This is a genomic window from Pseudomonas sp. ENNP23 (assembly GCF_001728945.1).
GTDB classification, from domain to species: domain Bacteria; phylum Pseudomonadota; class Gammaproteobacteria; order Pseudomonadales; family Pseudomonadaceae; genus Metapseudomonas; species Metapseudomonas otitidis.
In genome coordinates, this window is sequence record NZ_LYSP01000003.1 from 70,441 (window position 1) to 95,527 (window position 25,087).

Genomic DNA, 25,087 nt, shown 5'->3' on the forward strand with positions numbered 1-25,087 from the left:
ATGTATGACCGGGTGTTTCTCCGGGGCGCAAGGCCCCGGACGGTCAGGCGCGGGCGAGGTCCGGCAGGTCCCCGGAGAGGCCGAGGGCCTGGCGCACGAACAGCGCCTTGGCCTCCGGCTGCTGGTTGACCCAGCGCAGGCCGGCATTGCGCAGCCAGCGCAGGGGCAACGGATCGGCCTGGAACAGGCGTTCGAAGCCCTCCATGGCGGCCATCATCCCCAGGTTGTAGGGCATGCGGCGGCGCTCGAAGCGGCTGAGCACCTTCTCGTCCGCCAGGCGCTCGCCACGGGCGTGGGCGTGCAGCAGCACTTCGGCCAGCACGGCGGCGTCGAGGAAGCCGAGGTTGACCCCCTGGCCCGCCAGCGGGTGGATGGTGTGGGCGGCATCGCCGATCAGCGCCAGGCCGGGCTCGACATAACGCTTGGCGTGGCGCTGGCGCAGGGGGATGCACAGGCGCGGGTCGCTGTGCTCGACGCGCCCCAGGCGGTGCTCGAAGGCCACACCAAGGGCGCTGCAGAAGGCTTGGTCGTCCAGCGCCATGAGCCGCTCGGCCTCTTCCGGGGTAGCGGACCAGACGATGGAGCACCAGTGCTCGTCGCCCTGGCGATCCAGCGGCAGGAAGGCCAGCGGGCCGTCGTCGGTGAAGCGCTGCCAGGCGGTGCGCCGGTGCGGCTGCTCGCAGCGCACGCTGGTGACGATGGCGTGGTGCAGGTAATCCCACTCGCGGGTGGCACAGCCGGCCAGGCGGCGCACGGCGGAATTGGCGCCGTCGGCAGCGATCACCAGCGGGGCACGCAGCTGGCGGCCGTCCACCAGGGTCAGCAGCCAGTCGTCGCCGGAATGGCGCAGGTGTTCGAGGCGGGCATTGGGCATCAGGCCGATGCCGCTGTCGTGCAGGGGCTCCAGCAGCGCGTCCTGGACCACGCGGTTCTCGACGATGTGGCCGAGCACGTCGGCATGGACGCTGGCGGCGGAGAAGTGGATGGCGCCGGTGCCGGTGCCATCCCAGACCTGCATCTCGCCGTAGGGGCTGGCGCGCCGCGCGACGACGCCCGGCCAGGCGCCGAGGCGGTCGAGGATGCGCTGGCTGGCGGCGGACAAGGCGCTGACACGGGGCTCGAATGCCGCATCGGCATCGAAGGGTTTGACGCTGAGGGGGCTGCCGTCGATCAGGAGGATGTCCAGCCCGCTGTCCTTGAGTGCCAGGGCCAGGGCACTGCCCACCATGCCTGCACCGACGATGATCAGATCCGCTTGCATGTCCGTTCCTTATGCGCCTTGTCGCGCCTGCGGCTTGAGCCGCACGTAGAGGGTCTTTCGCACCCGGGCCACCAGGGTGCCGTGGCCGTCGCGCACATCGACGTGCAGGTCGGGCAGGTATTTGTCGCCGCCGGCGGTGTGCTGGCGGATGCGCTCGATCAGCGCGTCATCGATGTGGAACTCGGCATACACCGGTCCCCGTCCCGGGGAGACGAAGTCGATGTGGGCGGCCTTGTCCCAGACGATGTAGTCGCGCCCCAGCAACTGCATCAGCATGAGCATGTAGAAGGGGTCGGTCATGCTGTAGAGCGAGCCGCCGAACTGGGTGCGGACGTAGTTGCGGTTGTACCAGCCCAGGCCCATCTTGACCCGCACCAGACGGAAGTCTGCGCTGATCTGCCGCACGCGGATGCCCGCCCCGAGGTAGGGCGGGTAGAGGTTCAAGGCCCAGCGCAGGATGCGCGCCTTGCGCGCCAGTCGGCGGTCCGCCATGGCGCGGTCAGACCGGGCGGGTGCCCAGGCCCATGGCCTGGCGGGCGAACCAGCGCTTGGCCGGGGGCAACAGGTCGAGGCCGAGCAGGCCCAGGTTGCGTCCGGTGGCCAGCAGCGGCTCCTTGTTGGAGAACAGCCGGGTGACCTGGTCGGAGAAGCCGACGGTCAGGTCCTGGTCCAGGCGCTGGCTGGCGAGGTAGCCCTGCAAGGTGGCGAGGTCGCCCAGGGGCGCGGTGCTGGCCAGCAGGGTTTCCGCCAGGGCCACGGTGTCGCGCAGGGACAGGTTGTAGCCCTGGCCGGCGATGGGGTGCAGGCTGTGGGCAGCGTTGCCGAGCACCACCAGGTTGGGGCGCACCTGCTCTTCCGCCTCGATCAGGGTGAGCGGGTAGAGGTGCCGCGCGCCCACCTGGCCGAAGGCGCCCAGGCGGTAGCCGAAAGTGGCCTGCAGTTCGGCGAGGAAGGCGCGGTCGTCGAGGCCGGCCAGGCGCTGGGCGTCATTGCCCGGCCGGGTCCAGACCAGCGCACAGCGGTTTTCCGGCAACGGCAGCAGGGCCATGGGGCCTTCGTCGGTGAAGCGCTCAAAGGCCTGACCACGGTGGGACTCCAGCGGGCTGACGTTGGCGATCAGCGCGGTCTGCCCGTAGGGGTTGCGACGCACACCGATGCCCAGTTGCTCGCGCAGGCTGGAGCGGCCGCCGTCGGCGAGGATCGCCAGGTCGCATTCGAGCTGGGTCTCATCGTTGAGGCTGAGGCGGTAGCCGCCTTCCAGCGGCTCCATGCGCACCACTTCCGCCGGGCAGTGCCAGGTGACCACGTCCGGGTCCAGGGCCTGCCACAGGCACTGCCCGAGCCAGGCGTTCTCCACCACGTAGCCGAGGGCGGGGACACCCTCTTCGATGGCAGCCAGCCGCGCCGCGCCGAAGCGGCCGCGGTCGGAGACGTGGATCTGCAGGATGGGTTCGGCGCGCTGGGCGATGGCCGGCCACAGGCCGAGGCGTTCGTAGATGCGCCGGGTACCGAAGGAGAGGGCGGAGGAACGGGCGTCGTAACTGGGCTGGTAGCTGTTGCCGGGTGCGAAGGGCTCGATGAGGACGATCTTCCAGCCCCGCTCGCGGGCACCTTGCTGCAGGGCCAGGGCCAGGCTGGCACCCACCAGGCCGCCGCCGACGATCGCCAGTTGGGTGCGGGCCATGTCAGGCGGCCTCGCTGCGGGCGGCGGCCATCAGGGCTTCGATCTCGGCAACGGTCTTGGGTACACCGCCGGTGAGGATCTCGCAGCCTTTCCGGGTGACCACGACATCGTCTTCGATGCGCACGCCGATGCCGCGCCACTTCTTCGGCACGTCCTGATTGTCGACGCCGATGTAGATGCCGGGCTCGACGGTCATCGCCATGCCGGGTTCGAGGACGCGCCATTCGCCGCCGACCTTGTATTCGCCGACGTCGTGCACGTCCATGCCCAGCCAGTGGCCGGCACGGTGCATGTAGAAGGGCTTGTAGGCTTCGCGGGCGATCAGTTCGTCCACCTCGCCCTGCAGCAGCCCCAGCTCCACCAGGCCGGCGGTGATCACCCGCACCGTGGCTTCGTGAGCTTCGTTCCAGTGCTTGCCGGGGGCGATCTCGAGGAAGGCAGCCTCCTGGGCGGCCAGTACCAGCTCGTAAATGGCCTTCTGCTCGGGGCTGAAGCGGCCGCTGACGGGGAAGGTGCGGGTGATGTCGCTGGCGTAGCAGTCCAGCTCGCAGGCGGCGTCGATCAGCACCAGGTCGCCGTCCTTGAGGGGGGCGTCGTTCTCGCGGTAGTGCAGGATGCAGGCGTTCTTGCCGGCGGCGACGATGGAGCCGTAGGCGGGCATCTTCGCGCCGCCCTTGCGGAACTCGTATTCCAGCTCGGCTTCCAGGCTGTATTCGTAGAGGCCGGCACGGGCGGCCTGCATGGCGCGGACATGGGCACGGGCGGAAACTTCGCCGGCCTCGCGCATGACCTTGATCTCGGCGGCGGACTTGTACAGGCGCATGTCGTGCAGCAGGTGGTCCAGGGCGACGAACTCGTTCGGCGGCTGGGCACCCTGGCGGGCCTTGGAGCGGATCACGTTGACCCACTCCATGAGGTGGTGGTCGAACTCGGGGTTGGTGCCGATGGAGTAGTAGACCCGCGAGCGGCCTTCGATCAGGCCGGGGAGGATGTCGTCGATGTCGCCGATGGGGAAGGCGTCGTCAGCGCCGTAATCGCGAGTGGCGCCGTCCTGGCCGGCACGCAGGCCGTCCCACAGTTCACGCTCGGGATCACGCTCGCGGCAGAAGAGCACGTATTCGCCGTGTTCGCGTCCGGGGATCAGCACCATCACCGCTTCCGGCTCGGGGAAACCGCTGAGGTACTGGAAGTCACTGTCCTGGCGGTAGACGTGCTCGACATCGCGGTTACGGATGTGAACCGGCGCGGCGGGCAGTATGGCGATGCTGTTGGGCACCATCTGCTCCATCAGCGCCTTGCGGCGACGGGCGAATTCGGACTTCGGGATACGGGTCATGCGCGCTCCTTGATCGAGGGTGCCGGGATGGCACCCGTGACGCGGGTCAGTGCAGGGAGGTCTTCGGCGCCGGTGCGGCGCCCCGGTTGCATTCGCTGAACAGCAACAGGGGGGCGACGCGCAGGTACTCCATCACTTCCATGTAGTCGGTCTCGCCGTCCTCGGAATCTTCCAGAGCACTCTGCACCTGGGCGATGGAGGCAAGGTCCTGTAGGACTTCGACCGCTTCGCCTGACAGCGCACCTTCACGCGCGGTGAGGCCGAAGCCGCCGAGGAAGCCCTGGCACCACTGACCCAGGGCCGCAGCGCGTTCGGACAGGGGCGTTTCATCGTCGGGCAGCAACAGCACGACGGCCATCTCGCCGCCGGTGAGTTCACCCTTGACCATCTCCTGCAGGCCGATCAGGGCCTGGCGCAGGTTGTCCTCGGGCGAGGCGCCGAGCAGCTCGGCGGCGTCCTCCAGCCAGGGCTCGGGCTCGAAGCCCGCTCCGGCGCAACTGCGCCCCAGGAGCAGGCCGTGGAGTTCGGCAGGGGAAACGGGCTGACCGGTGCTGGCGAGCAGCGCGGCGAATGCGGAATACGGGGAGTTCGGGCTGGGCATGGGTGGCTAGGCGCCGGGGGGCGCAATCACTAGAATGACGGCCTCGTATCCTAGCATCGGCACGCGCGCCAAGACCATGCGACGTCGCCGCGGGGTTTGTCCCTGGATCGGGCCGGTCCTGTATAGTCCCCGTCCACTCATCGCCGAGTAGAAAGCCCATGGAAGATGCCGACCTGAAAGCACTCGCCACCCGCCTGGAACACCTGATCCAGCGCGTGGAACAGCTCAAGGCGCACAACCGGCAACTGCTCGCGAACGAGAGGATGTGGAAAGAAGAACGCGCTCATCTGATCGAAAAGAACGAACTGGCCCGGCAGAAGGTCGAAGCGATGATTTCGCGCCTGAAAGCCCTGGAGCAGGATTCATGACCCAGTCCAATACCGTCACCGTCCACATCCTCGACAAGGATTACTGCATCGCCTGTCCCCCGGACGAGCGCGCCAACCTGGAAAGCGCCGCCCGCTATCTGGACGGCAAGATGCGCGAGATCCGCAACAGCGGCAAGGTGATCGGTGCAGATCGCGTCGCCGTGATGGCGGCGCTCAACATCACCCACGAGCTCCTGCACAAGCAGCAGCGCCTCGACCAGGAGGCCACGTCCACCCGCGAACGGGTGCGCGACCTGCTGGAACGGGTCGACCACGCCCTGGCCACCGATCAGGATGCACCCGGGGCCTGACGCCACCAACCTTTCTTGGGGTATACTCGCCGCCAGCTCCCTGGTGTGTTTGCCAGTCGGTGATGTCCCTGAGCCGATACGCACAACCACGGGGGTTGTAAGTGGGGCCGGTGTGCATGTCCGCCTGACGGAAAGCCTTAACGCCTCCTGCAACCTCCACCTTGAACTTTCGGGTTCAAGGGCTAACCCGACAGCGGCATAACCGGGGAGTCATATTTTCATGGTCACTGCCGGCACCCTCTCCCGCCCGGCTCTGCGGCGCCTCCTCAGGCAACAACGCCGCCAGCTCTCCCCCCTCCAGCAGAAGAAAGCCGCCCGCGCGCTGTATCGCCAGCTTGCGCAGCATCCGCTGTTCCGCCGTGCCCGCCACGTGGCGCTGTACCTGCCCAACGACGGCGAGATCGACCCGCGACCGCTGCTGCGCGAAGCCCAGCGACGGGGCAAGGCCACCTACCTGCCGGTGCTCAATGCCTGGCCGCGGACGCGCATGGCCTTCCAGCGCCTGATGCCCGGCGAGCGCCTGGTGCGCAATCGCTTCCGCATCGAGGAGCCGCGCACCAATACGGCGCGGCAGCGGCCGGTGTGGACGCTGGACCTGGTGCTGATGCCGCTGGTGGGATTCGACGAGGAGGGCGGCCGCCTGGGCATGGGCGGTGGCTTCTACGACCGCAGCCTGGCCTACCGGTCACGCCGCAAGCAGGGGCAGAAACCGACGCTGCTGGGCCTGGCCCATGAGTGCCAGAAGGTGGATCGACTGCTGCTGGCGAACTGGGACGTCCGCCTCCAGGGCACGGTGACGGACGGCGGCTGGTACCGCTGAGGGCGCCGGGAGGACAGGCGCCGGTAGTCAGGGCTGTTGCTGCTGGGTGATCACGCCAGCGGGAGCGCTGCCCTGGCGCTGCTCCCAGAGGCTCTGGGTGTAGCCCGTGGTGACCACGCCCAGGCCGAAGATGATGACCAGTACCCAGAGCAGATCGGGTTTACGCTTCATCGAAATGCCTCCCCCTTCAAGGCATGGTGCCCGCGATGACTTGCGGCGATTTTCTGGTTTTTTGAGCGGACCGCGCGGCAAAGTCCGGCTCGAAGCGCGGCATTTTCAGGCAAGCCGTGATAACGCGCAATTATAGCGCCAACCGAATGTCGGCTAATCGTTACATTTCTTTCTGCTCGCGCAAGGACCACTTTTCAGGAGCAAAGTTCATGCCCCACTGGCTGATGAAATCGGAACCCGACGAACTGTCGATCCACGACCTGCAACGCCTCGGCCAAGCGCGCTGGGACGGGGTGCGCAACTACCAGGCACGCAACTTCATGCGCGCGATGAGCCCGGGCGACCTGTTCTTCTTCTACCACTCCAGTTGCCCGGAACCAGGCATCGCCGGCATTGCCCGCATCGTCGGCGCCACCTACCCCGACCCGACGGCGCTGGACCCGCAGAGCCACTACTTCGACGCCAAGGCCAGCCACGAGAAGAACCCCTGGAGCGCCCTGGACGTGGAGTTCGTCGAGGCCTTCGCGCGGGTCATCCCCCTGGCACGGCTGCGTGGGGCAGAGGCCCTGCAGGCAATGCCGCTTGTGCAGAAGGGTTCGCGCCTGTCGGTGATGCCGGTGACTGATGCCGAATGGCAGGCCGTGCTGGCCCTGCGCTGAAAGCGCAGCCCGTCAGGGCTGCACGATCAGGTTGTTGAACAGCAGGTCCTCGACCAGCGGCTTGCCTTCTTCCTGATTGAGCGCCTGCTGCACCTGCTTGAGCGCTTCCTGGCGCAGTGTTTCCTTGCCCTCCACCGAGCTGAGCGACTCATCGGTCTGCTGAGCGAACAGCATCACCAGTTGGTTGCGGATCAGCGGTTCGTGGTACTCCACCGACTTCTTCGCATCGTCCCCGGTGACCCGCAGGGAGATGTCGGCCTTGAAGTATTTCAGCTTCGGGCCGGCGCCGTAGTTGCCTACCAGCGCGGGCACCAGGTCGAGATAAAGTACCTTGGGCGCCTCGCCTTCCTTGGGCTCCTCCTTGGATTCCGAAGCGAGGGCAGAGAAGGGGATCAGCAGGGCCAGCAGCAGAGCGAGAGTGGTCTTCACGGGAGGGATTCCTGATGGGGCGTGCCCGCTAGCATAGCCACAGCCCGGGGCGAGCCCAAGCCCGATGCTTATGCAGCCCTATCAGGACCGGCCATGCTCGTTGACCGACCCTGCCCCCCGCCTACACTGCCTGACCACAGGGCCGGCGCCGGGCCGGTCGCCAACGAGGATCGAATCCCCCCATGAAAGCCGTCCTGTGCAAGGCCTTCGGCCCCGCCGAGACCCTGGTGCTCGAAGAGGTTGCCAGCCCCGAGCCGAAGAAGAACGAAGTGCTGATCGACGTTCACGCCGCTGGAGTCAACTTCCCCGACACCCTGATCATCGAAGGCAAGTACCAGTTCAAGCCGCCGTTCCCCTTCTCCCCGGGTGGCGAAGCCGCCGGCACCGTCGCCGCCGTCGGCGAGAAGATCACCCACCTCAAGCCCGGCGACCGGGTCATGGCGCTGACCGGCTGGGGCAGCTTCGCCGAGCAGGTGGCCGTGCCCGGCTACAACGTCATGCCGATCCCCAAGGGCATCGACTTCAATTCCGCCGCCGCCTTCGGCATGACCTACGGCACCTCCATGCACGCGCTCAAGCAGCGCGCCAACCTGCAACCGGGGGAAACCCTGCTGGTACTCGGTGCCTCCGGCGGCGTCGGCCTGGCGGCGGTGGAGATCGGCAAGGCCATGGGCGCGCGGGTCATCGCCGCTGCAAGCAGTGACGAGAAGCTGGACGTGGCCAAGGCCGCCGGCGCCGACCTGCTGATCAACTACAGCACCAACAGCCTGAAGGAGAAGGTCAAGGAACTGACCGGCGGCCAGGGCGCCGACGTGATCTACGACCCGGTGGGGGGCGACCTGTTCGACGAGGCCATCCGCTCCATCGCCTGGAACGGCCGCCTGCTGGTGGTCGGCTTCGCCAGCGGCCGCATCCCCGAGCTGCCGGTGAACCTGGCCCTGCTCAAGGGCGCGGCGGTGGTCGGCGTGTTCTGGGGCTCCTTCGCCCAGCGCCAGCCGCAAGACAACCTGGCCAACTTCCAGCAACTCTTCGCCTGGCATGCCGAAGGCAAGCTCAAGCCGCTGGTGTCCCAGACCTTCCCCCTGGAGCGGGCCGCCGAGGCCATCAACGCCCTTGGCCAGCGCAAGGCCGTGGGCAAGGTGGTGGTCACCGTCCGCTGAACCCCAGGCCCCAGCAGCCCCGGGGCCTGCCCCATCACCCCTGCGCCAGCAGGGGTGGCGGGCGACGCGCGTACCACTGCGTCGCCTGCTCGTAGGCATGGGCCAGTTGCAGCACCGCCAGGTCCGCGTGGTGCCGGCCGATGACCTGCATCCCCATCGGCAGCCCCATCGCGTTGAACCCCACCGGCACGCTGGCCACCGGGCAGCCGGACAGGGTTCCGGGGATCACCACCTCCATCCAGCGGTGGTAGGTGTCCATGGACCTGCCGACGATGGCCTTCGGCCAATCCCAGTGCTTGTCGAAGGGGAACACCTGGGCGCTGGGCAGCAGCAGGAAGTCATAACGCTCGAACAGCCGGCTGATGGCGCGGTACCAGTCGCTGCGGGTGACGGACGCGCGGTACACCTCCATGGCCGACAACTGCAAGCCGTTCTCCACCTCCCACACCGCCTCGGGCTTGAGCCGCTCGCGCCGCGCCGGATCGGCATGGGCCGCTGCCAGCGAGCCGGCCACCAGCCAATGGCGCAGGGTTCGCCAGCAAGCCCAGAGACGCTCCGGGGCGAAGCCCAGGGCGGCTTCCTCCACCTGGCAGCCCAGTGCCTCGAAGTCCGCCAAGGCGCTGCCGCATAGCGCCAGCACGCCGGGCTCCATGGGCAGGTAGCCGCCCAGGTCGCCGAGCCAGCCCAGGCGCGCGCCCGTGAAGTCCCGCTCCAGCGCCCCGGCGAAGGCCGCACCGGATTCGACGATGGACAGCGGCGCGCGGGCATCGAAGCCGGCCTGCACCGAGAGCAGCAAGGCCACGTCCCGCACGCTGCGGCCCATGGGACCCTCGTAGCCAAGCTGGTCGACGAACAGGTCGGCGCTGTCATCGAAGGGCACCCGCCCCTGGGACGGGCGGAAGCCGACGATGTTGTTGAACGCCGCCGGGTTGCGCAGCGACCCCATCATGTCGCTGCCGTCGGCCACCGGCACCATCTGCAACGCCAGTGCCGCCGCCGCGCCGCCGCTGCTGCCACCAGCGCTGCGAACAGGGTCATAGGCACAGCCGGTGACGCCGAAGACCGGGTTGTAGCTGTGGGAGCCGAGGCCGAATTCGGGGGTGTTGGTCTTGCCGATGAGGATCGCGCCGGCCGCGCGGATGCGCTCCACCATGATGCCGTCGCGCTCGGGCACGTGGTCGCGGAACAGCGGCGAACCGAAGGTGGTGCGGATGCCCCGGGTCAGCGACAGGTCCTTGATGGCGTGGGGCAGCCCGTGCATCCAGCCGCGGTACTCGCCGCGGGCCAGCTCGGCGTCGCGCCGGTCGGCCTCGGCCAGCAGTTGCGCCTCCGGCTGCAGGCTGACCAGGGCATTGACCTCGGGGTTGAAGCGCTCGATCTGCGCCAGGTAGGCCTGCATCACCTCGCGGCAGGACACCTGACGCAGGCGGATGCGCTCGGCCAGCTCATGGGCCTGCAGTTGGACGAGTTCGGGGTGAAGCGTGTTCGGGCTCATGGCGTGCAGCCTTCTTCCAGTTCCATCGGGGTTCGGGTCTTGTCGCTCGCGGTGCGGGCGCGTTGCCGAGGCGAGCGATGCCGCTGCGCCTGCCGGGGCAGGCGCGCATCGTCAGGCGTCGGGTGAGTCGGGTCAGCGCATCAGGCTGGTCCAGATGCGGTCGGCCAGGCGGATCGCCCCTTCGCCGCAGGTCTGGCTGAACACCACGCGGGTGCCCTCGGGAATGTGCAGTTCCGGCGCATCCTTGAGGCTGGCGTCCAGGTAGGGTTCCACGCCCTTGATCGGGCTCTGGTGCTTGAGGAAGTTCTGGGTCAGCGCCGCGTTCTCCGGCTGGCTGAGGAAGGCGATGAAGCGCTTGGCGTTCTCCGGGTGCTTCGCCCCGGCGGGGATCACCAGGTTATCCACCCAGGCCATCACCCCCTCCTTCGGATAGAGGTAGGCGAGGCTCGGCTTCATCTCCCGCGCCCGCATGGACGAACCGCCCCAGAACATCGACATGTCCACCTCGCCCGAGGCCAGGTTCTCGCGGATCGAGCCAGCCTTGGAGCTGTAGGTCTTCACGAAGGGCTTCTGGTTCTTCAGCAGCGTCAGCACCTGCTGCATCTGCTTCGGGTCCTCGCTGCACAGCGGGATGCCCAGGTAGAGGCTGGCGGTGTCGATCACCTCGCTGGCCGAGTCGAACATGTTGATACGCCCCTGCAACGCAGCGGGCGGGGTGAACAGCACGGCGTAGCTGTCGGCCGGGCCGTCGTAGCGGGCGCGGTCGAGCACCACGCTGGTAGTGCCCCAGATGAAGGGCACGGCATAGGCGCCTTCCGGGTCCCAGGCGGGCTTCTTCAACTGGTCCTGGATGTTGGCGTAGTAGGGCTGGCCGGCCGGGTCGAAACGCTCCAGCAGCTTCTCCTGCACCAGGATCGGCACGAACTGGTGGGAGGGGATGGCCACGTCGTAGCCGGCGCCGCCCTGCTTGAGCTTGGCCAGCAGCGTCTCGTTGGAGTCGTAGGAGTCCACGGTGACCTTGATGCCGGTCTCCTGCTCGAACCTGGCCAGGATCGGCGGCGAGAAATAGCCGCTCCAGCTCACCACGTTCAACTGCTCGGCCGCCTGGGTGGCCGACGCCAGGCCCAGGGCCAGCGAAATACCTGCAACAGCGCTCAGTGTGTTCATCGTCTTGCTCCGGTTTGGGCTCAGGCCTTCTTCTTGCCGAGCAGATAAGAGAGGGTCACGAACAGCACGGAGACCCCAAGGATCAAGGTGGAAACAGCGTTGACGTCAGGCGTCACGCCCATGCGCAACAGCCCGAAGATGAAGATCGGCAGGGTGGTGGTGCCGGCCTGGGCCACCATCATCGAGATCACGAAGTTATCCAGCGAGACGATGAAGGCCAGCATCAGCCCCGAGACCATGCCCGGCGCCAGCAGCGGCAGGGTGACCTTGCGGAAGGTCCGCCAGGGGCCGGCGTAGAGGTCGGCGGCGGCCTGCTCCAGGGACAGGTCCATGTCGTTCAGCCGGGCGCGGATCGGCAGGTAGGCGAACGGGATGCAGAACACCGTGTGGGCGATGATCAGGTTGCCGTAGCCCAGCGACAGCCCGAGGGTGGAGAACAGCGCCAGGGTGGCGACGCCGACCACGATCTCCGGCAGCACCAGCGGCAGCATGATCGTCCCCATGGACAGCCGCAGCCCCTTGAAGCGCGCCCCGCGTGAGGTGCCCAGGGCCGCCAGGGTGGCGATGGCGGTGGCTGCCAGGCTGGCGCACACGGCGATCAGCAGGCTGTTGCCGGCCGCCTGGCGCAGGGCCTGGTTGGCGAAGGCGGCGCGGTACCAGTCCAGGCTGAAGCCGGTCCACACGGTGGCCGACTGGTTGACGTTGAACGACAGCACCACCAGCACCAGGATCGGCGCGTAGAGGTACAGGTAGAACAGCAGGCTGAGGGCGCCGAAGCCGGGGAAGTCCCGCACGCCGAGGCGACGGTTGCGAAACAGGGCACGCATCATCGGGCACCTCCCGCCGCACGGCCGGCGCGCCAGGCGTAGACCATCAGCACCAGCATCACCGCCGCCATCAGCACCAGCGACAGGGCGGAGCCCAGCGGCCAGTTACGGGCGTCGCTGAACTGCCGGAAGATCAGGTTGCCCAGCATCATCCGGGTTCCGCCGCCAAGCAGCTCAGGAGCCACCATCGCCCCCAGGCAGGGCACGAAGGTGAGGATGGCGCCGGCGAGGATACCGGGCCGGGCGATGGGCAGCACCACCTTGCGCAGGGTGCGCCAGCGTCCGGCGTAGAGGTCCTGGGCAGCCTCCAGCAGGCGCAGGTCCATGCGCTCCAGGGTGGCGTAGATCGGCAGCACCACGAAGGGCGCGTAGGTGTACACCAGCCCCAGCAGCACGGCGCCGTCGGTGTACAGCAGGTTCAGCGGCTGGTGGATCAGGCCGAGGCCCATCAGCGTGCCGTTGACCACACCGGTGCCGCGCAGCAGCAGGATCCAGGCGTAGGTGCGGATCAGCAGGTTGGCCCAGAACGGCACGGTGATGAGGAAGATCAGCAGGCCCCGCCGGTGCGCCGGCTGCATCGCCAGCCAGACGGCCACCGGAATGCCCACCAGCAGGGTGATGAGGGTTGTGGCGGCGGCGATGCCGATGGAGCGCAGGGCGATCACCAGGTAGGCATCGGCGAAGGCCAGGCTGTCGTCCAGTTGGCGTTCGAACAGCAGCGATACGTAGGCTTCGACGCTGAACTGCGGGTTCACTCCGCCGTAGGGGTTGGCCTGCATGAAGGAGTAGCCGACCACGATTAGGATCGGCACCACCAGGAACAGGCCGATGGCGACCAGCGCCGGCGAAACGCCGAGCAGGCTGGCCAGGGCGCGGCGGCGTTCCAGGCTGTGGGTGAGGGTGCGCATGGTCCTGTACTCCTCAGTCCAGCAGCACGCAGGCGCTGCCCGGCTCGACCCGCAGGCCGGCACGGGCGCCCACCTCGGGCTGACGTCCCTGGATGGCGTTGTTGGGCAGGCGCACGGTGAGCGGCGTGCCGTCGTCCAGGGCGACGCGGTACTGCAGGTCGGTACCCAGGTAGACCCGTGCCAGCACCTGGCACGGCAGGCTGTCGGGCGTGGCATCCGCCAGCAGGTGCAGGCGCTCGGGGCGCACCGACAGGCTGGCCTCGGACCCGACGGCCAGGCCGTCGCAGGCCGGCGCCTGGAGCACCGCGCCACCGGGCAGGCGGAAGCGCGCGCCCTGGTCGTCGAGGGCTTCGAGGCAGGCCGGGAGGAAGTTGGTCTCGCCGATGAAGTCGGCGACGAAGCGGTTGCGCGGGCGCTCGTAGATGTCGTCCGGGCCGCCCACCTGCTGCACCTCGCCCTGGGCGAGCACGGCGATGCGGTCGGACATGGCCAGGGCCTCTTCCTGGTCATGGGTGACGAAGATGAAGGTGATGCCGGTACGGGTCTGAATGCTCTTCAGCTCCTCGCGCATGGCCTGGCGCAGCTTCAGGTCGAGGGCGGAGAGCGGCTCGTCCAGCAGCAGCACCTTGGGCTGCGGCGCCAGGGCACGGGCGAGGGCGATGCGCTGCTGCTGCCCGCCGGAGAGCTGGGCCGGGCGGCGCTCGGCGAAGGCCTCCATCTGCACCAGCGCCAGCATCTCGCGCACCCGCTCGGCCACGGCGGCCTTGCTCAGGCGCCGGCCCATGGGGTGGGATTCCAGGCCGAAGGCGAGGTTCTCGGCGATCGTCATGTGCGGGAACAGCGCGTAGTGCTGGAACACGGTGTTCACCGGGCGGGCGTAGGGCGGCCGGTCGGCGATGTTTTCGCCGAACAGGCGGATCTCGCCTTCGGTGGGGAATTCGAAGCCGGCGATCATGCGCAGCAGGGTGGTCTTGCCGCAGCCGGACGGGCCGAGCAGGGTGAAGAACTCGTTGTCGCGGATATCCAGGTCGACGCGCTTCAGCGCCACCGGGCCGCTCTGGGGGTCGCCGTAGACCTTGCGCACGGCGCGGATGGACACCGCCGCGGTGGTCGACGGGCTGTGCAGGGCACTCATGAATACCTCCGGTTCCTTCCCCTGCACCGCGTGGGCGAGGGGTCTTGTCGTTGTTCTGGCAGGACTAGAGACAGGTGCAGCGTCGGGCTCGGGGCCCGGTTGTTGTGGGGCTGCTGGGGACGGATGGTCGGAGAAACGCGGTTGAGCAGAAAGCTCAATTTTCTTACAGTCGCTGTTAAAAAATTTAATACCTCACCGCGAGCCCTTCAGCCATGTCGATCCAGCGCCTACCGCCGCTCAATGCCGTGCGTGCCTTCGAGGCCGCCGCCCGCCTGGGCAGCTACGTTGCCGCCTCGCGGGACCTGCATGTCACCCAGCCGGCCGTCGGCCGCCACGTGAAGCTGCTGGAGGAGTGGCTGGGAGTGCGCCTGTTCGACCGCACGCCGCGCGGCGTGTCGCTGACCCCGGCCGGGCAGCGCTACTACGAGAAGATCGCCAGTGCCCTGCAACAGATCGCCGATGCCGGCCACGAGCTGACCCCGGGCGGGACGGCGCGCTGGCTGAAGATCATGGTGGTGCCGGCCTTCGCCAAGCGCTGGCTGATGCCGCGCCTGGAGGCCCTGCGGGAACAGCGACCGGGGCTGAAGATCGCCATCGAGCCCAACCCCACCTTCGAGGCGGTGGACGGCCAGCGGGCGGACCTGGGCATCGCCTACGGCCTGCCCGGGCAGTACGGCCGCCGCACGGTCACCCTGTTGCACCCAAACGTGTTCCCGGTCTGCTCGCCCGCGTACCTGGCCGCCCATGGCCCGTTGGCGGGCCCGGTGGAGCTGGCGACGCACAAGCTGATCCACGTCGACGACGGCGAGTGGTGGAACGCCTGGCTGGCGGCGCTGGGCTGCCCGCTGCGGGTCAGCTCCGAGGTGCTCTACATCAGCAACGACCACGCCCTGAGCATGGCGGAGAAGGGCCACGGCATCGCCCTGGCCAACGAGGTGCTGGTGCACCAGGAGCTGGCCGCCGGCAGCCTGGTGCGCGCGCTACCGCTGCAGGCGCCGCTGGAGCGCTACCAGGCACTGCTGCCGCCCGGGCCGCACAGCACGGACGTGGAGTGGTTCATCGACTGGCTGTCGGCGGAGCTGCGTCGGGAGTTCCCGGAGCTGGCCTGACGCCGGGCACGCCCGGCGTCGCGGGGTTCAGCGGGGCGCGTAGGCGAAGACGTCGGCGCGCATCTGGTGGGCATCCATGCCGGCTTCCAGCAGCGCGTCGAGGGTGGCGTAGACCATCGCGGGCGAACCGCTGGCGTAGACTTGCAACGGCTTGAGGTCGGGGAAGTCCTCGCGCACGGCCTCGTGCAGCAGGCCGTGGCGGCCGGGCCAGTCGCAGGGGTCGCTGACCACCCGGTGCAGGGTGAGGTTCGGCAGGCCCTGCCAGTCGTCCCAGTGCGCCAGCTCGTAGAAGTCCTCCGGCCGGCGCATGCCCCAGTACAGGTGCACGGGGTGGGCGAACCCGGCGGCGCGGCAATGTTCGATCAGGCTCTGCATCTGGCCCATGCCGGTGCCGGCGGCGATCAGCACCAGGGGGCCGTCGGGCAGCTCGGCCAGGTGGGTATCGCCGAAGGGCAGGCGTACCCGCGCCAGGCCGTCGCGCTGCAGTTGCTGCAGGAGGGCGGCAGCGCTGGGCTCACGGCCGAGGACGTGCAGTTCGAGTTCACGCCCGGCGCTGGGGGCGGAGGCGATGGAGAAGGCGGACGCTTCGCCATCGTCCCGCTCGATCAGCAGGTACTGCCCGGCGTGGTAGCGCGGCGGCTTGCCGGCGGGTGCACGCAGGCCGACCCGCCAGACATCCCCGCCGACCGGGGTGCAGGCGGTGAGCTGGCAGCTCAGGCTGCGCACCGGCAGTTCGCCGGGGGCGAGCACGCCGTCCCAGTGCAGGACGCAGTCTTCCAGCGGTTCGGCGAGGCAGGTGAACAGCTCGCCATGGTCCAGCTCGCGGCCGCCCTGGCGCACCCGGCCTTCCACCAGCAGGGCGGCGCAAACGTGGCAATTGCCGTTGCGGCAGCTCTGCGGGCAGTCGTAGCCCAGGCGCCGGGCGGCGGCGAGGATGTTTTCCCCGGGGGCGGTCTGCAGGACCGCTCCGGAGGGCTGCAAGGTCACTCTCAAGAGGTGTTCTCTTTGTTATGGCGGGCGTTCAGGGGCGCCCTGGCCCCTGTGCTCAATCTATACCCAGGCTGGACCACATTTCGTCCACGCGACGGGTTACCGCATCGTCCTTGACGATGGCGCGGCCCCACTCGCGGGTGGTCTCGCCCGGCCACTTGTGGGTGGCATCCAGGCCCATCTTGGAGCCGAGGCCAGAGATGGGCGAGGCGAAGTCCAGGTAGTCGATGGGGGTGTTGTCGATCATCACCGTGTCACGCTTGGGGTCCATGCGGGTGGTGATGGCCCAGATCACGTCGTTCCAGTCGCGGGCGTTGATGTCGTCGTCGGTGACGATAACGAACTTGGTGTACATGAACTGTCGCAGGAACGACCAGACGCCGAGCATCACGCGCTTGGCGTGGCCGGGGTACTGCTTCTTCATGGTCACCACCGCCATGCGGTAGGAGCAGCCTTCGGGCGGCAGGTAGAAGTCGGTGATCTCGGGGAACTGCTTCTGCAGGATCGGCACGAAGACTTCGTTCAGCGCCACGCCGAGGATGGCCGGCTCGTCCGGCGGGCGGCCGGTGTAGGTGCTGTGGTAGATGGGCTTGCGGCGGCGGGTGATGCGCTCGACGGTGAACACCGGGAAGGTGTCGACCTCGTTGTAGTAGCCGGTGTGATCGCCGTAGGGGCCTTCCGGGGCCGTCTCGCCGGGATGGATCACGCCTTCCAGCACGATCTCGGCACTGGCCGGGACCTGCAGGTCGGAGCCGATGGCTTTGACCAGCTCGGTTCGGTGGCCGCGCAGCAGGCCGGCGAAGGCGTACTCGGAAAGGGTGTCCGGCACCGGGGTCACCGCGCCGAGGATGGTCGCGGGGTCGGCGCCGAGGGCGACGCAGACGGGGTAGGGCGTGTTCGGGTGCTTCTGGCACCACTCGCGGAAATCCAGGGCGCCGCCACGGTGGCTGAGCCAGCGCATGATGACCTTGTTGCGGCCGATCACCTGCTGGCGGTAGATGCCGAGGTTCTGCCGCTCCTTGTTGGGGCCGCGGGTGATGGTCAGGCCCCAGGTGATCAGCGGTGCCACGTCGCCGGGCCAGCAGTGCTGGATCGGCAGCTTGCCGAGGTCGACGTCGTCGCCTTCCTCGATCACTTCATGGCAGGGGGCGTCCTTGAGGACCTTGGGCGCCATGCTGATGACCTTCTTGAAGATCGGCAGCTTGGACCAGGCATCCTTGAGCCCCTTGGGCGGTTCGGGCTCCTTGAGGAAGGCCAGCAGCTTGCCGATCTCGCGCAGTTCGGAAACGTCGTCCGCACCCATGCCGAGGGCCACGCGCCCGGGCGTGCCGAACAGGTTGCCGAGCACGGGGATGTCGTAGCCGGTGGGGTTTTCGAAGAGCAGCGCCGGGCCTTGCTTGCGCAGGGTGCGGTCGCAGATTTCGGTCATTTCCAGGATCGGCGAGACCGGGGCGGTGACGCGCTTGAGCTCGCCACGCTGTTCCAGGCCGCTGATGAATTCGCGCAGGTCGCGATACTGCATGCGTGAGCCTCTCGAGGCGTGCAGGTCGGGGCGCAGAGTTTAGCGCCGATGGGGGCCTTCCAGAAGGACGAAGAACACCCGGAAACGCGAAGGCCGGGTTTCCCCGGCCTTCGTGGTACCACGACCTGTTACTTGCTGCGCTTCATGGACATGAAGAACTCGTCGTTGGTCTTGGTGTCCTTGAGCTTGTCGAGCAGGAACTCGATGGCGGCGATCTCGTCCATCGGGTGCAGCAGCTTGCGCAGGATCCACATGCGCTGCAGTTCGTCCTCGGCAGTCAGCAGCTCTTCGCGGCGGGTACCGGACTTGTTGATGTTGATGGCGGGGAACACGCGCTTCTCGGCGATGCGGCGGTCCAGCGGCAGTTCCATGTTGCCGGTGCCCTTGAACTCTTCGTAGATCACCTCGTCCATCTTCGAGCCGGTCTCGACCAGCGCGGTGGCGATGATGGTCAGCGAACCGCCTTCCTCGATGTTACGGGCGGCACCGAAGAAGCGCTTGGGCTTCTCCAGGGCATGGGCGTCGACACCACCGGTGAGCACCTTGCCGGAGCTGGGGATCACGGTGTTGTAGGCACGCGCCAGGCGGGTGATGGAGTCCAGCAGGATGACCACGTCCTTCTTGTGCTCGACCAGGCGCTTGGCCTTCTCGATCACCATCTCGGCGACCTGCACGTGGCGGGTCGGCGGCTCGTCGAAGGTGGAGGCGACCACTTCGCCGCGCACGGTGCGCTGCATTTCGGTCACTTCTTCCGGGCGCTCGTCGATCAGCAGGACGATCAGGTGGCACTCGGGGTTGTTGCGGGTGATGTTGGCCGCGATGTTCTGCAGCATGATCGTTTTGCCCGCTTTCGGCGGGGCGACGATCAGGCCGCGCTGGCCCTTGCCGATCGGGGCGCAGAGATCGATCACGCGGCCGGTGAGGTCTTCGGTGGAACCGTTGCCGGCTTCCATCTTCAGGCGCTCGTTGGGGAACAGGGGCGTGAGGTTCTCGAACAGGATCTTGTTCTTGGCGTTTTCCGGGCGGTCGAAGTTGATCGAGTCGACCTTCAGCAGCGCGAAGTAGCGCTCGCCCTCTTTCGGCGGGCGGATCTTGCCGATGATGGTGTCGCCGGTACGCAGGTTGAAGCGGCGGATCTGGCTGGGCGAGACGTAGATGTCGTCAGGGCCGGCCAGGTAGGAGGAGTCGGCGGAGCGGAGGAAGCCGAAACCGTCCTGCAGAATCTCCAGCACGCCGTCGCCCGAAATTTCTTCGCCGCTCTTCGAGTGCTTTTTCAGCAGGGCGAAGATCACATCCTGCTTGCGCGAACGGGCCATGTTCTCGAGGCCCATCTGTTCGGCCATTTCCAGCAGTTCGGCAATCGGCTTTTGCTTGAGTTCGGTCAGATTCATAGGAATGACGTAGATGAGAAATGAGGGAAGGAAAGCTTGTGAGCTTGAGAGGCCGCGCCGAGGGAGGCGACAGGTCGCTGCGCGTGATTCGAGTTGGAATGCGTCGACGGCGGCTTGCAGAGGGCAGCGGAATGACGCTGCGGGCCCGAATTTAACACCGGGTTTCGGGGGAGTCCAGTACTGTACCGACAAAAAACCCCGCTTCGAGCGGGGTTTCTACGGAGATTCCCGGAGGGAAAATCAGATGTTGGCGTCCAGGAAGGCAGCCAACTGGGACTTGGACAGGGCACCGACCTTGGTGGCCTCGACGTTGCCGTTCTTGAACAGCATCAGGGTCGGAATGCCGCGCACGCCGTATTTCGGCGGGGTGTCCTGGTTCTCGTCGATGTTCAGCTTGCAGACCTTCAGCTTGCCTTGGTAGTCCTTGGCGATCTCGTCCAGGACCGGGGCGATCATCTTGCACGGACCGCACCATTCGGCCCAGTAGTCGACCAGCACCGCGCCCTCGGCGCTCAGTACGTCCTGCTCGAAGCTGGCGTCGGTGACGTGGGAGATGAGTTCGCTCATGGATGTTCTCCGTGGATTCGGAAGCGGAAATAGGCGGCCATCATAGCCGGCCTCGGGCGTGACCGAAAGCCGCGGCCGATTGAGTGTGCCTATGGCCGTGCCGGCAAAAGCTGATCGATGGCTGATCGAGAAGGCTGCGCGGCAATCGGTCGCGTGCGCCACAGGTGCGACTGGAGTAGCGGGACAGGGCACCGGCCGGTAGGCAGAGACGGTCTGTGGGGAAGGCGTGCGTTGGCGTGTCACCGTGATCGTGGCAGGATGGCGCGGTTAAGAAACGAGACACCGGACCATGCCCTCGACCCGACGCCCCGCCAACCTTTCCCTGATCGCCGCCATCGACCTCGGCTCCAACAGCTTCCACATGGTGCTGGCCAAGGTCGACCACGGTGAGATCCGCATCCTCGAGCGCCTGGGAGACAAGGTGCAACTGGCCGCAGGCCTGGACGAAGAACGCGTGCTCAGCGAAGAGGCCATGCAACGCGGCCTCGACTGTCTGCGGCGCTTCGCCCAGATGACCAACAGCCTGCCGGAAGGCGCGGTGCGCGTGGTGGGCACCAACGCCCTGCGCGAGGCGCGCAACCGCAGCGAATTCATCCGCCGCGCCGAGGCCATCCTCGGTCACCCGGTGGAGGTGATCTCCGGCCGCGAGGAAGCTCGCCTCATCTACCTGGGCGTGTCCCACAGCATCGCCGACACCCCCGGCAAGCGCCTGGTGGCGGACATCGGCGGCGGCAGCACCGAATTCATCATCGGCCAGCGCTTCGAATCGCAGTTGCGCGAGAGCCTGCAGATGGGCTGCGTCAGCTTCACCCAGCGCTATTTCCGCGACGGCAAGATCACCCCGGCGCGCTACGCCCAGGCCTACACCGCCGCCCGCCTGGAGCTGATGGGCATCGAGTACAGCCTGCGCCGCCTCGGCTGGCAGCAGGCAGTGGGTGCCTCCGGCACCATTCGCGCGGTGGGGCTGGCAATCCAGGCCGCCGGCCTGGGCAACGGCGAGGTCAACCCGGAAGGCATCGCCTGGCTCAAGCGCAAGCTGTTCAAGCTGGGCGAGGTGGAGAAGATCGACCTCGACGGCATCAAGCCCGACCGCCGCGCCATCTTCCCGGCCGGCCTGGCGATTCTCGAAGCCATCTTCGAGGCCCTCGAACTCAAGCACATGACCCATTCCGAAGGCGCACTGCGCGAGGGCGTGCTCTACGACCTGCTGGGCCGCCACCACCACGAGGATGTGCGCGAGCGCACCCTGAGCGCGCTGATGGAGCGTTGCCACGTGGACCTGGAGCAGGCGGCACGGGTCGAGGCCAAGGCACTGGAAGCCCTGGAGCAGGTGGCCGGCGACTGGCAACTGGACGACGAGTGGCACCGCGACCTGCTGGTGTGGGGCGCGCGCGTCCACGAAATCGGCATGGACATCGCCCACTACCAGTACCACAAGCACGGCGCCTACCTGATCGAGCACTCGGACCTGCCGGGCTTCTCCCGCCAGGACCAGCAGATGCTGGCCCTGCTGGTGCGCGGCCACCGACGCAATATCCCCAAGGACAAGTTCGCCGAGTTCGGTGACGAGGGCGAGAAGCTGATCCGCCTCTGCGTGCTGCTGCGCTTCGCCATCCTCTTCCACCACATCCGCACCAACCAGGAGACCCCACAGGTCCGTCTGAAGGTGGGCCCGCAGAGCCTGGACGTGCAGTTCCCGGAAAACTGGCTGGCGGCCAACCCACTGACCCAGGCGGACTTCGAACAAGAAGCCACCTGGCTCAAGCGCATCGACTTCACCTTCAGCGTGCACTGACCAGGGCGATTCGCCAGGCAAGCAAAACGGGGCCCGAAGGCCCCGTTTCCATGTGCGCGCTCAGCGTGCGCTGATCGGCGGGTTGAGCAGCTTGTCCAGCAGGATGGCCTGTGCGTTGCGCGGGTTCTGGTTGCCGCTGGGGCTGTTGCGCAGGTAGCGGCCATCGGGCTGCAGCGCCCAACTGTGGGTGTTGTCGGCCAGGTAGGTCTCCAGCTCCTTCTTCACCCGGGTGATGAGCTTCTTGCCTTCCACCGGGAAGCAGGTCTCCACCCGCATGTCGAGGTTGCGCTCCATCCAGTCGGCACTGGAGAGGTAGAGCTTCTCGTCGCCGTCGTTGAGGAAGTAGTAGATCCGGCTGTGTTCGAGGAAGCGGCCGATGATCGAACGTACCTGGATGTTGTGGGACACCCCCGGTATACCCGGGCGCAGGCAGCACATGCCACGCACCACCAGGTCGACCTTCACGCCGCTCTGGCTGGCCTTGTACAGCGCGCGGATCACCTTCGGGTCGGTCAGCGCGTTGACCTTCACCATGATGTGCGCCGGCCTGCCCTCGCTGGCGTGCTGGGCTTCGCGGGCAATCATGTCGAGGATGGTCTTCTTCAGCGTGAAGGGCGCGTGCAGCAACTTCTTCATGCGCTGGGTCTTGCCCATGCCGATGAGCTGGTTGAACAGCTTGTGCAGGTCCTCACAGAGGGGCTCGTCCGCCGTCAGCAGGCTGTAGTCGGTGTACAGGCGCGCGTTGCCGGCGTGGTAGTTGCCAGTACCCAGGTGGGCGTAGCGACGCAGCTCACCGCCTTCGCGACGCAGGATGAGCATCATCTTGGCGTGGGTCTTGAAGCCGACCACGCCGTAGATGACCACAGCGCCGGCCTGTTGCAGGCGGCTGGCCAGTTGCAGGTTGGATTCCTCGTCGAAGCGCGCGCGCAGCTCGATAACCGCCGTCACTTCCTTGCCATTGCGCGCCGCCTCCACCAGGGAGTCGACGATCTCGGAGTTGGCACCGGCGCGGTACAGGGTCTGCTTGATGGCAAGGACGTTGGGGTCCTTGGCCGCCTGGCGCAGGAAGTCGACCACCGGAGTGAAGGACTCGAAGGGGTGCAGCAGCAGGATGTCCTGCTTGCCCACCACGTTGAACAGGTTCTCGGCCTTCTGCAGCAGCTTCGGGATCACCGGCGTGAAGCTCGGGTGCTGCAGCTCCGGGTGGCTGTCCAGTCCGGTGATGCTGAACAGGCGGGTCAGGTTCACCGGCCCGTTGACCTGGTACAGCTCGCCCTCGGAGAGGCCGAACTGCTTGAGCAGGTAGTCGGACAGGTGCTTCGGACAGGTGTCCGCCACCTCCAGGCGCACCGCATCGCCGTAGCGACGGGAGAACAGCTCGCCCCGCAGCGCGCGGGCCAGGTCGTCCACATCCTCGGTGTCCACCGAGAGGTCGGCGTTACGGGTCAGACGGAACTGGTAGCAGCCCTTCACCTTCATGCCAGGGAACAGGTCATCGGCGTGGGCGTGGATCATCGAGGAGAGGAACACGAAGTTGTCCCCCGGCCCGCTGATGTCCTCCGGCACGCGGATCACCCGCGGCAGCAGGCGCGGCGCCGGGATGATGGCCAGGCCCGAATCGCGACCGAAGGCGTCGACGCCCTCCAGCTCGACGATGAAGTTGAGGCTCTTGTTCACCAGCAGCGGGAAGGGGTGGGTCGGGTCGAGGCCGATGGGGCTGATGATCGGCGCGATCTCGTCGCGGAAGTAGCGACGCACCCAGGTCTTGAGCTTGGCGGTCCAGTAGCGACGACGGATGAAGTTGACCTGGTGCTTGGCCAGCTCCGGCAACAGCACGTCGTTGAGGATGGTGTACTGCCGGGCCACCTGCTCGTGTACCAGCTCGCTGATGCGGGCCAGCGCCTGATGCGGCAGCAGGCCGTCGGCGCCGGCCTGTTCACGGGCGAAATTGATCTGCTTCTTCAGGCCGGCGACGCGGATCTCGAAGAACTCGTCGAGGTTGCTGGAGAAGATCAGCAGGAACTTGAGACGCTCGAGCAGCGGGTAGGTCTCGTCGAGTGCCTGCTCCAGGACACGAATGTTGAACTGCAGCTGCGACAGCTCCCGGTGAATGTACAGGCTGCTGTCATCCAGCCCCGGGATCGGCGCGGGTGGCGGCGGTGCCTCCACGGGAGCCGGTGCGGGAACCTGGGCCTCCACCTCCGACTGCTCCGGGGTGGTCTGGTTTTCGGGAGTTACGGCTGTATTCAATCCGTCGGTGTTCATTCAAGTTCCTGCTGGGGAGTCAGGCTCCCTTCTTGAGCATTTCTGCGGCACGCACCGCGAAGTAGGTAAGAATGCCATCGGCGCCGGCGCGTTTGAATGCGGTCAGCGATTCGAGGATCACCGACTCGCTCAGCCAGCCATTCTGGACGGCCGCCATGTGCATGGCGTACTCGCCGCTGACCTGGTAGGCGAAGGTCGGCACGCGGAAGGCGTCCTTCACGCGCCAGACGATGTCCAGGTAGGGCATGCCCGGCTTGACCATGACCATGTCGGCGCCTTCGGCGAGATCCGCCGCCACTTCGTGCAGGGCTTCATCACCGTTGGCCGGGTCCATCTGGTAGCTGGCCTTGTTGGCCTTGCCCAGGTTGGCGGCCGAACCGACAGCATCGCGGAAGGGGCCGTAGTACGCGCTGGCGTACTTGGCCGAGTAGGCCATGATCCGCACGTTGGGGAAGTCGGCCAGTTCCAGGGCCTCGCGGATGGCCTGGATGCGGCCGTCCATCATGTCGGAGGGGGCCACCACCTGGGCGCCCGCCTCGGCATGGGAGAGGGCCTGCTTGACCAGGGCGTCCACGGTGATGTCGTTCTGGACGTAGCCGTCCTCGTCGAGGATGCCGTCCTGGCCGTGGGTAGTGAACGGGTCCAGGGCCACGTCGCTGATCACTCCCAGCTCCGGGAAGCGGGCACGCAGGGCGCGGATGGCGCGCTGGGCGATGCCGTCCGGGTTCCAGGCTTCTGCACCGTCGAGGGACTTCTTCTCCAGCGGGGTCACCGGGAACAGCGCCAGCGCAGGGATCCCCAGGGCCACCCAATGCTCGGCCGCGTCCAGCAGCAGGTCGATGGACAGGCGCTCCACGCCCGGCATCGAGGGCACAGCTTCGCGGCGGTTTTCGCCATCGAGCACGAACACCGGCAGGATCAGGTCGTCGACGGTCAGGGTGTTCTCACGCACCAGGCGGCGGGAGAAATCATCACGGCGGTTGCGGCGCAGGCGGGTAGCAGGGAACAGGCGGTTGGCGGGGGTAAAGCTCACGGCATACTCCAGGGTCCGGGGGGCGGACACAGTGCGACATTTTAAGCAGTCGATTATGACCGAATGGTAACAATGCATAACAG

General features: G+C 67.3%; 25 protein-coding genes and 1 other RNA gene. 8 read left to right on the forward strand and 18 right to left on the reverse strand.

Annotated features, from left to right (window positions below; translation table 11 throughout):
• Positions 1–43: 43 nt before the first annotated feature.
• Genes A9G05_RS02550 through A9G05_RS02570 form a run of 5 tightly spaced genes read right to left on the reverse strand, consistent with a single transcriptional unit; the run spans position 44 to position 4,882 of the window.
• Complete coding sequence (locus tag A9G05_RS02550) at positions 44–1,261, reverse strand: 2-octaprenyl-3-methyl-6-methoxy-1,4-benzoquinol hydroxylase (protein ID WP_069559489.1); 1,218 nt, start codon at positions 1,259–1,261, stop codon at positions 44–46.
• A 9-nt stretch (positions 1,262–1,270) separates the two neighbouring features.
• Positions 1,271–1,753 carry a DUF4442 domain-containing protein gene (locus A9G05_RS02555; protein ID WP_069559490.1) on the reverse strand — a complete coding sequence of 161 codons (483 nt, stop codon included), beginning with the start codon at positions 1,751–1,753 and terminating at the stop codon, positions 1,271–1,273.
• A gap of 7 nt (positions 1,754–1,760) precedes the next feature.
• Positions 1,761–2,945 carry a 2-octaprenyl-6-methoxyphenyl hydroxylase gene (ubiH, locus tag A9G05_RS02560; RefSeq protein ID WP_069559491.1) on the reverse strand — a complete coding sequence of 395 codons (1,185 nt, stop codon included), beginning with the start codon at positions 2,943–2,945 and terminating at the stop codon, positions 1,761–1,763.
• 1 nt (position 2,946) lies between these two features.
• Entirely contained in the window at positions 2,947–4,281 is a 1,335-nt protein-coding gene (gene pepP / locus A9G05_RS02565; protein WP_069559492.1) for a Xaa-Pro aminopeptidase, read from the reverse strand.
• Between the two features lie 46 nt (positions 4,282–4,327).
• Positions 4,328–4,882: a YecA family protein gene (locus tag A9G05_RS02570; RefSeq protein ID WP_044402140.1), complete on the reverse strand. Its 555-nt coding sequence runs from the start codon at positions 4,880–4,882 to the stop codon at positions 4,328–4,330.
• 158 nt (positions 4,883–5,040) lie between these two features.
• Here A9G05_RS02570 and A9G05_RS02575 point away from each other — a divergent pair, with 158 nt between their 5' ends.
• From A9G05_RS02575 to A9G05_RS02590, 4 genes are all read left to right on the forward strand, one after another.
• The gene (locus A9G05_RS02575; RefSeq protein WP_044402137.1) at positions 5,041–5,250 is read left to right on the forward strand and encodes a TIGR02449 family protein; all 210 of its coding nucleotides are present in this window, start codon (positions 5,041–5,043) and stop codon (positions 5,248–5,250) included.
• Positions 5,247–5,561, forward strand: a complete 315-nt coding sequence (locus A9G05_RS02580; RefSeq protein ID WP_069559493.1) for a cell division protein ZapA — start codon at positions 5,247–5,249, stop codon at positions 5,559–5,561. The genes A9G05_RS02575 and A9G05_RS02580 overlap by 4 nt, the downstream gene beginning before the upstream one ends.
• Positions 5,562–5,595: 34 nt before the next feature.
• Positions 5,596–5,774: non-coding RNA, 6S RNA (gene ssrS, locus A9G05_RS02585), on the forward strand.
• Between the two features lie 7 nt (positions 5,775–5,781).
• On the forward strand, positions 5,782–6,381 hold the full coding sequence (locus A9G05_RS02590) for a 5-formyltetrahydrofolate cyclo-ligase (RefSeq protein WP_069559494.1): 600 nt from the start codon (positions 5,782–5,784) through the stop codon (positions 6,379–6,381).
• Between the two features lie 27 nt (positions 6,382–6,408).
• Here the strand turns inward: A9G05_RS02590 and A9G05_RS27585 are convergent, their stop codons facing one another.
• Entirely contained in the window at positions 6,409–6,552 is a 144-nt protein-coding gene (locus tag A9G05_RS27585) for a hypothetical protein (RefSeq protein ID WP_164707296.1), read from the reverse strand.
• A gap of 209 nt (positions 6,553–6,761) precedes the next feature.
• On the opposite strand from A9G05_RS27585, the gene A9G05_RS02595 reads away from it, so the two are divergent.
• Complete coding sequence (locus A9G05_RS02595; protein WP_069559495.1) at positions 6,762–7,211, forward strand: EVE domain-containing protein; 450 nt, start codon at positions 6,762–6,764, stop codon at positions 7,209–7,211.
• Between the two features lie 12 nt (positions 7,212–7,223).
• On the opposite strand, the gene A9G05_RS02600 is transcribed toward A9G05_RS02595, so the two are convergent.
• Positions 7,224–7,640: a flagellar basal body-associated protein FliL gene (locus A9G05_RS02600; protein WP_069559496.1), complete on the reverse strand. Its 417-nt coding sequence runs from the start codon at positions 7,638–7,640 to the stop codon at positions 7,224–7,226.
• A 182-nt stretch (positions 7,641–7,822) separates the two neighbouring features.
• On the opposite strand from A9G05_RS02600, the gene A9G05_RS02605 reads away from it, so the two are divergent.
• The gene (locus A9G05_RS02605; RefSeq protein WP_069559497.1) at positions 7,823–8,800 is read left to right on the forward strand and encodes an NADPH:quinone oxidoreductase family protein; all 978 of its coding nucleotides are present in this window, start codon (positions 7,823–7,825) and stop codon (positions 8,798–8,800) included.
• A 34-nt stretch (positions 8,801–8,834) separates the two neighbouring features.
• Here the strand turns inward: A9G05_RS02605 and A9G05_RS02610 are convergent, their stop codons facing one another.
• The 5 genes from A9G05_RS02610 to A9G05_RS02630 form a co-directional block, all read right to left on the reverse strand.
• Positions 8,835–10,295 carry an amidase gene (locus A9G05_RS02610; RefSeq protein WP_069559498.1) on the reverse strand — a complete coding sequence of 487 codons (1,461 nt, stop codon included), beginning with the start codon at positions 10,293–10,295 and terminating at the stop codon, positions 8,835–8,837.
• A gap of 132 nt (positions 10,296–10,427) precedes the next feature.
• Entirely contained in the window at positions 10,428–11,462 is a 1,035-nt protein-coding gene (locus tag A9G05_RS02615; RefSeq protein ID WP_069559499.1) for an extracellular solute-binding protein, read from the reverse strand.
• A 20-nt stretch (positions 11,463–11,482) separates the two neighbouring features.
• Complete coding sequence (locus A9G05_RS02620; protein ID WP_371850549.1) at positions 11,483–12,289, reverse strand: ABC transporter permease; 807 nt, start codon at positions 12,287–12,289, stop codon at positions 11,483–11,485.
• Positions 12,289–13,197, reverse strand: coding sequence for an ABC transporter permease (locus A9G05_RS02625; protein WP_069559501.1), 909 nt, complete (start codon positions 13,195–13,197; stop codon positions 12,289–12,291). The genes A9G05_RS02620 and A9G05_RS02625 overlap by 1 nt, the downstream gene beginning before the upstream one ends.
• Positions 13,198–13,210: 13 nt before the next feature.
• Positions 13,211–14,332, reverse strand: coding sequence for an ABC transporter ATP-binding protein (locus A9G05_RS02630; RefSeq protein ID WP_069559502.1), 1,122 nt, complete (start codon positions 14,330–14,332; stop codon positions 13,211–13,213).
• 212 nt (positions 14,333–14,544) lie between these two features.
• Here A9G05_RS02630 and A9G05_RS02635 point away from each other — a divergent pair, with 212 nt between their 5' ends.
• Positions 14,545–15,441 (forward strand): LysR substrate-binding domain-containing protein, encoded by an 897-nt coding sequence (locus A9G05_RS02635; RefSeq protein WP_069559503.1) that lies wholly within the window; start codon positions 14,545–14,547, stop codon positions 15,439–15,441.
• A gap of 27 nt (positions 15,442–15,468) precedes the next feature.
• Here A9G05_RS02635 and A9G05_RS02640 read toward each other — a convergent pair whose 3' ends face one another.
• The 4 genes from A9G05_RS02640 to trxA form a co-directional block, all read right to left on the reverse strand.
• Positions 15,469–16,434, reverse strand: a complete 966-nt coding sequence (locus tag A9G05_RS02640; protein WP_069559504.1) for a CDP-6-deoxy-delta-3,4-glucoseen reductase — start codon at positions 16,432–16,434, stop codon at positions 15,469–15,471.
• A 52-nt stretch (positions 16,435–16,486) separates the two neighbouring features.
• Positions 16,487–17,953, reverse strand: coding sequence for a 4-hydroxy-3-polyprenylbenzoate decarboxylase (ubiD, locus tag A9G05_RS02645; RefSeq protein WP_069559505.1), 1,467 nt, complete (start codon positions 17,951–17,953; stop codon positions 16,487–16,489).
• Positions 17,954–18,081: 128 nt separating this feature from the next.
• On the reverse strand, positions 18,082–19,344 hold the full coding sequence (gene rho, locus A9G05_RS02650) for a transcription termination factor Rho (RefSeq protein ID WP_044400922.1): 1,263 nt from the start codon (positions 19,342–19,344) through the stop codon (positions 18,082–18,084).
• A gap of 240 nt (positions 19,345–19,584) precedes the next feature.
• A complete protein-coding gene (trxA, locus tag A9G05_RS02655) occupies positions 19,585–19,911 on the reverse strand; it encodes a thioredoxin TrxA (protein ID WP_044400919.1) in 327 nt (108 codons plus the stop codon).
• Between the two features lie 289 nt (positions 19,912–20,200).
• Between trxA and ppx the strand changes: the two genes are divergently transcribed.
• Positions 20,201–21,706, forward strand: coding sequence for an exopolyphosphatase (gene ppx / locus A9G05_RS02660; RefSeq protein ID WP_069559506.1), 1,506 nt, complete (start codon positions 20,201–20,203; stop codon positions 21,704–21,706).
• Positions 21,707–21,766: 60 nt separating this feature from the next.
• Here ppx and ppk1 read toward each other — a convergent pair whose 3' ends face one another.
• Together ppk1 and hemB are read right to left on the reverse strand one after the other, a co-directional pair.
• Entirely contained in the window at positions 21,767–23,971 is a 2,205-nt protein-coding gene (gene ppk1, locus A9G05_RS02665; protein WP_069559507.1) for a polyphosphate kinase 1, read from the reverse strand.
• A 19-nt stretch (positions 23,972–23,990) separates the two neighbouring features.
• Complete coding sequence (gene hemB / locus A9G05_RS02670) at positions 23,991–25,004, reverse strand: porphobilinogen synthase (protein ID WP_069559508.1); 1,014 nt, start codon at positions 25,002–25,004, stop codon at positions 23,991–23,993.
• Positions 25,005–25,087: the final 83 nt, after the last annotated feature.

Excerpts from the sequence above, each read along its gene's own strand:
- A9G05_RS02630 (WP_069559502.1), bottom strand. The coding sequence starts at position 14,332 with ATGAGTGCCCTGCACAGCCCGTCGACCACCGCGGCGGTGTCCATCCGC.
- A9G05_RS02570 (WP_044402140.1), bottom strand. The coding sequence starts at position 4,882 with ATGCCCAGCCCGAACTCCCCGTATTCCGCATTCGCCGCGCTGCTCGCC.
- A9G05_RS02625 (WP_069559501.1), bottom strand. The coding sequence starts at position 13,197 with ATGCGCACCCTCACCCACAGCCTGGAACGCCGCCGCGCCCTGGCCAGC.
- ubiD (WP_069559505.1), bottom strand. The coding sequence starts at position 17,953 with ATGCAGTATCGCGACCTGCGCGAATTCATCAGCGGCCTGGAACAGCGT.
- A9G05_RS02610 (WP_069559498.1), bottom strand. The coding sequence starts at position 10,295 with ATGAGCCCGAACACGCTTCACCCCGAACTCGTCCAACTGCAGGCCCAT.
- ppx (WP_069559506.1), top strand. The coding sequence starts at position 20,201 with ATGCCCTCGACCCGACGCCCCGCCAACCTTTCCCTGATCGCCGCCATC.
- A9G05_RS02615 (WP_069559499.1), bottom strand. The coding sequence starts at position 11,462 with ATGAACACACTGAGCGCTGTTGCAGGTATTTCGCTGGCCCTGGGCCTG.
- A9G05_RS02595 (WP_069559495.1), top strand. The coding sequence starts at position 6,762 with ATGCCCCACTGGCTGATGAAATCGGAACCCGACGAACTGTCGATCCAC.
- A9G05_RS02550 (WP_069559489.1), bottom strand. The coding sequence starts at position 1,261 with ATGCAAGCGGATCTGATCATCGTCGGTGCAGGCATGGTGGGCAGTGCC.
- A9G05_RS02605 (WP_069559497.1), top strand. The coding sequence starts at position 7,823 with ATGAAAGCCGTCCTGTGCAAGGCCTTCGGCCCCGCCGAGACCCTGGTG.
- A9G05_RS02580 (WP_069559493.1), top strand. The coding sequence starts at position 5,247 with ATGACCCAGTCCAATACCGTCACCGTCCACATCCTCGACAAGGATTAC.
- A9G05_RS02635 (WP_069559503.1), top strand. The coding sequence starts at position 14,545 with ATGTCGATCCAGCGCCTACCGCCGCTCAATGCCGTGCGTGCCTTCGAG.
- ppk1 (WP_069559507.1), bottom strand. The coding sequence starts at position 23,971 with ATGAACACCGACGGATTGAATACAGCCGTAACTCCCGAAAACCAGACC.
- A9G05_RS02590 (WP_069559494.1), top strand. The coding sequence starts at position 5,782 with ATGGTCACTGCCGGCACCCTCTCCCGCCCGGCTCTGCGGCGCCTCCTC.
- A9G05_RS27585 (WP_164707296.1), bottom strand. The coding sequence starts at position 6,552 with ATGAAGCGTAAACCCGATCTGCTCTGGGTACTGGTCATCATCTTCGGC.
- ubiH (WP_069559491.1), bottom strand. The coding sequence starts at position 2,945 with ATGGCCCGCACCCAACTGGCGATCGTCGGCGGCGGCCTGGTGGGTGCC.
- A9G05_RS02555 (WP_069559490.1), bottom strand. The coding sequence starts at position 1,753 with ATGGCGGACCGCCGACTGGCGCGCAAGGCGCGCATCCTGCGCTGGGCC.
- trxA (WP_044400919.1), bottom strand. The coding sequence starts at position 19,911 with ATGAGCGAACTCATCTCCCACGTCACCGACGCCAGCTTCGAGCAGGAC.
- A9G05_RS02620 (WP_371850549.1), bottom strand. The coding sequence starts at position 12,289 with ATGCGTGCCCTGTTTCGCAACCGTCGCCTCGGCGTGCGGGACTTCCCC.
- A9G05_RS02575 (WP_044402137.1), top strand. The coding sequence starts at position 5,041 with ATGGAAGATGCCGACCTGAAAGCACTCGCCACCCGCCTGGAACACCTG.
- rho (WP_044400922.1), bottom strand. The coding sequence starts at position 19,344 with ATGAATCTGACCGAACTCAAGCAAAAGCCGATTGCCGAACTGCTGGAA.
- pepP (WP_069559492.1), bottom strand. The coding sequence starts at position 4,281 with ATGACCCGTATCCCGAAGTCCGAATTCGCCCGTCGCCGCAAGGCGCTG.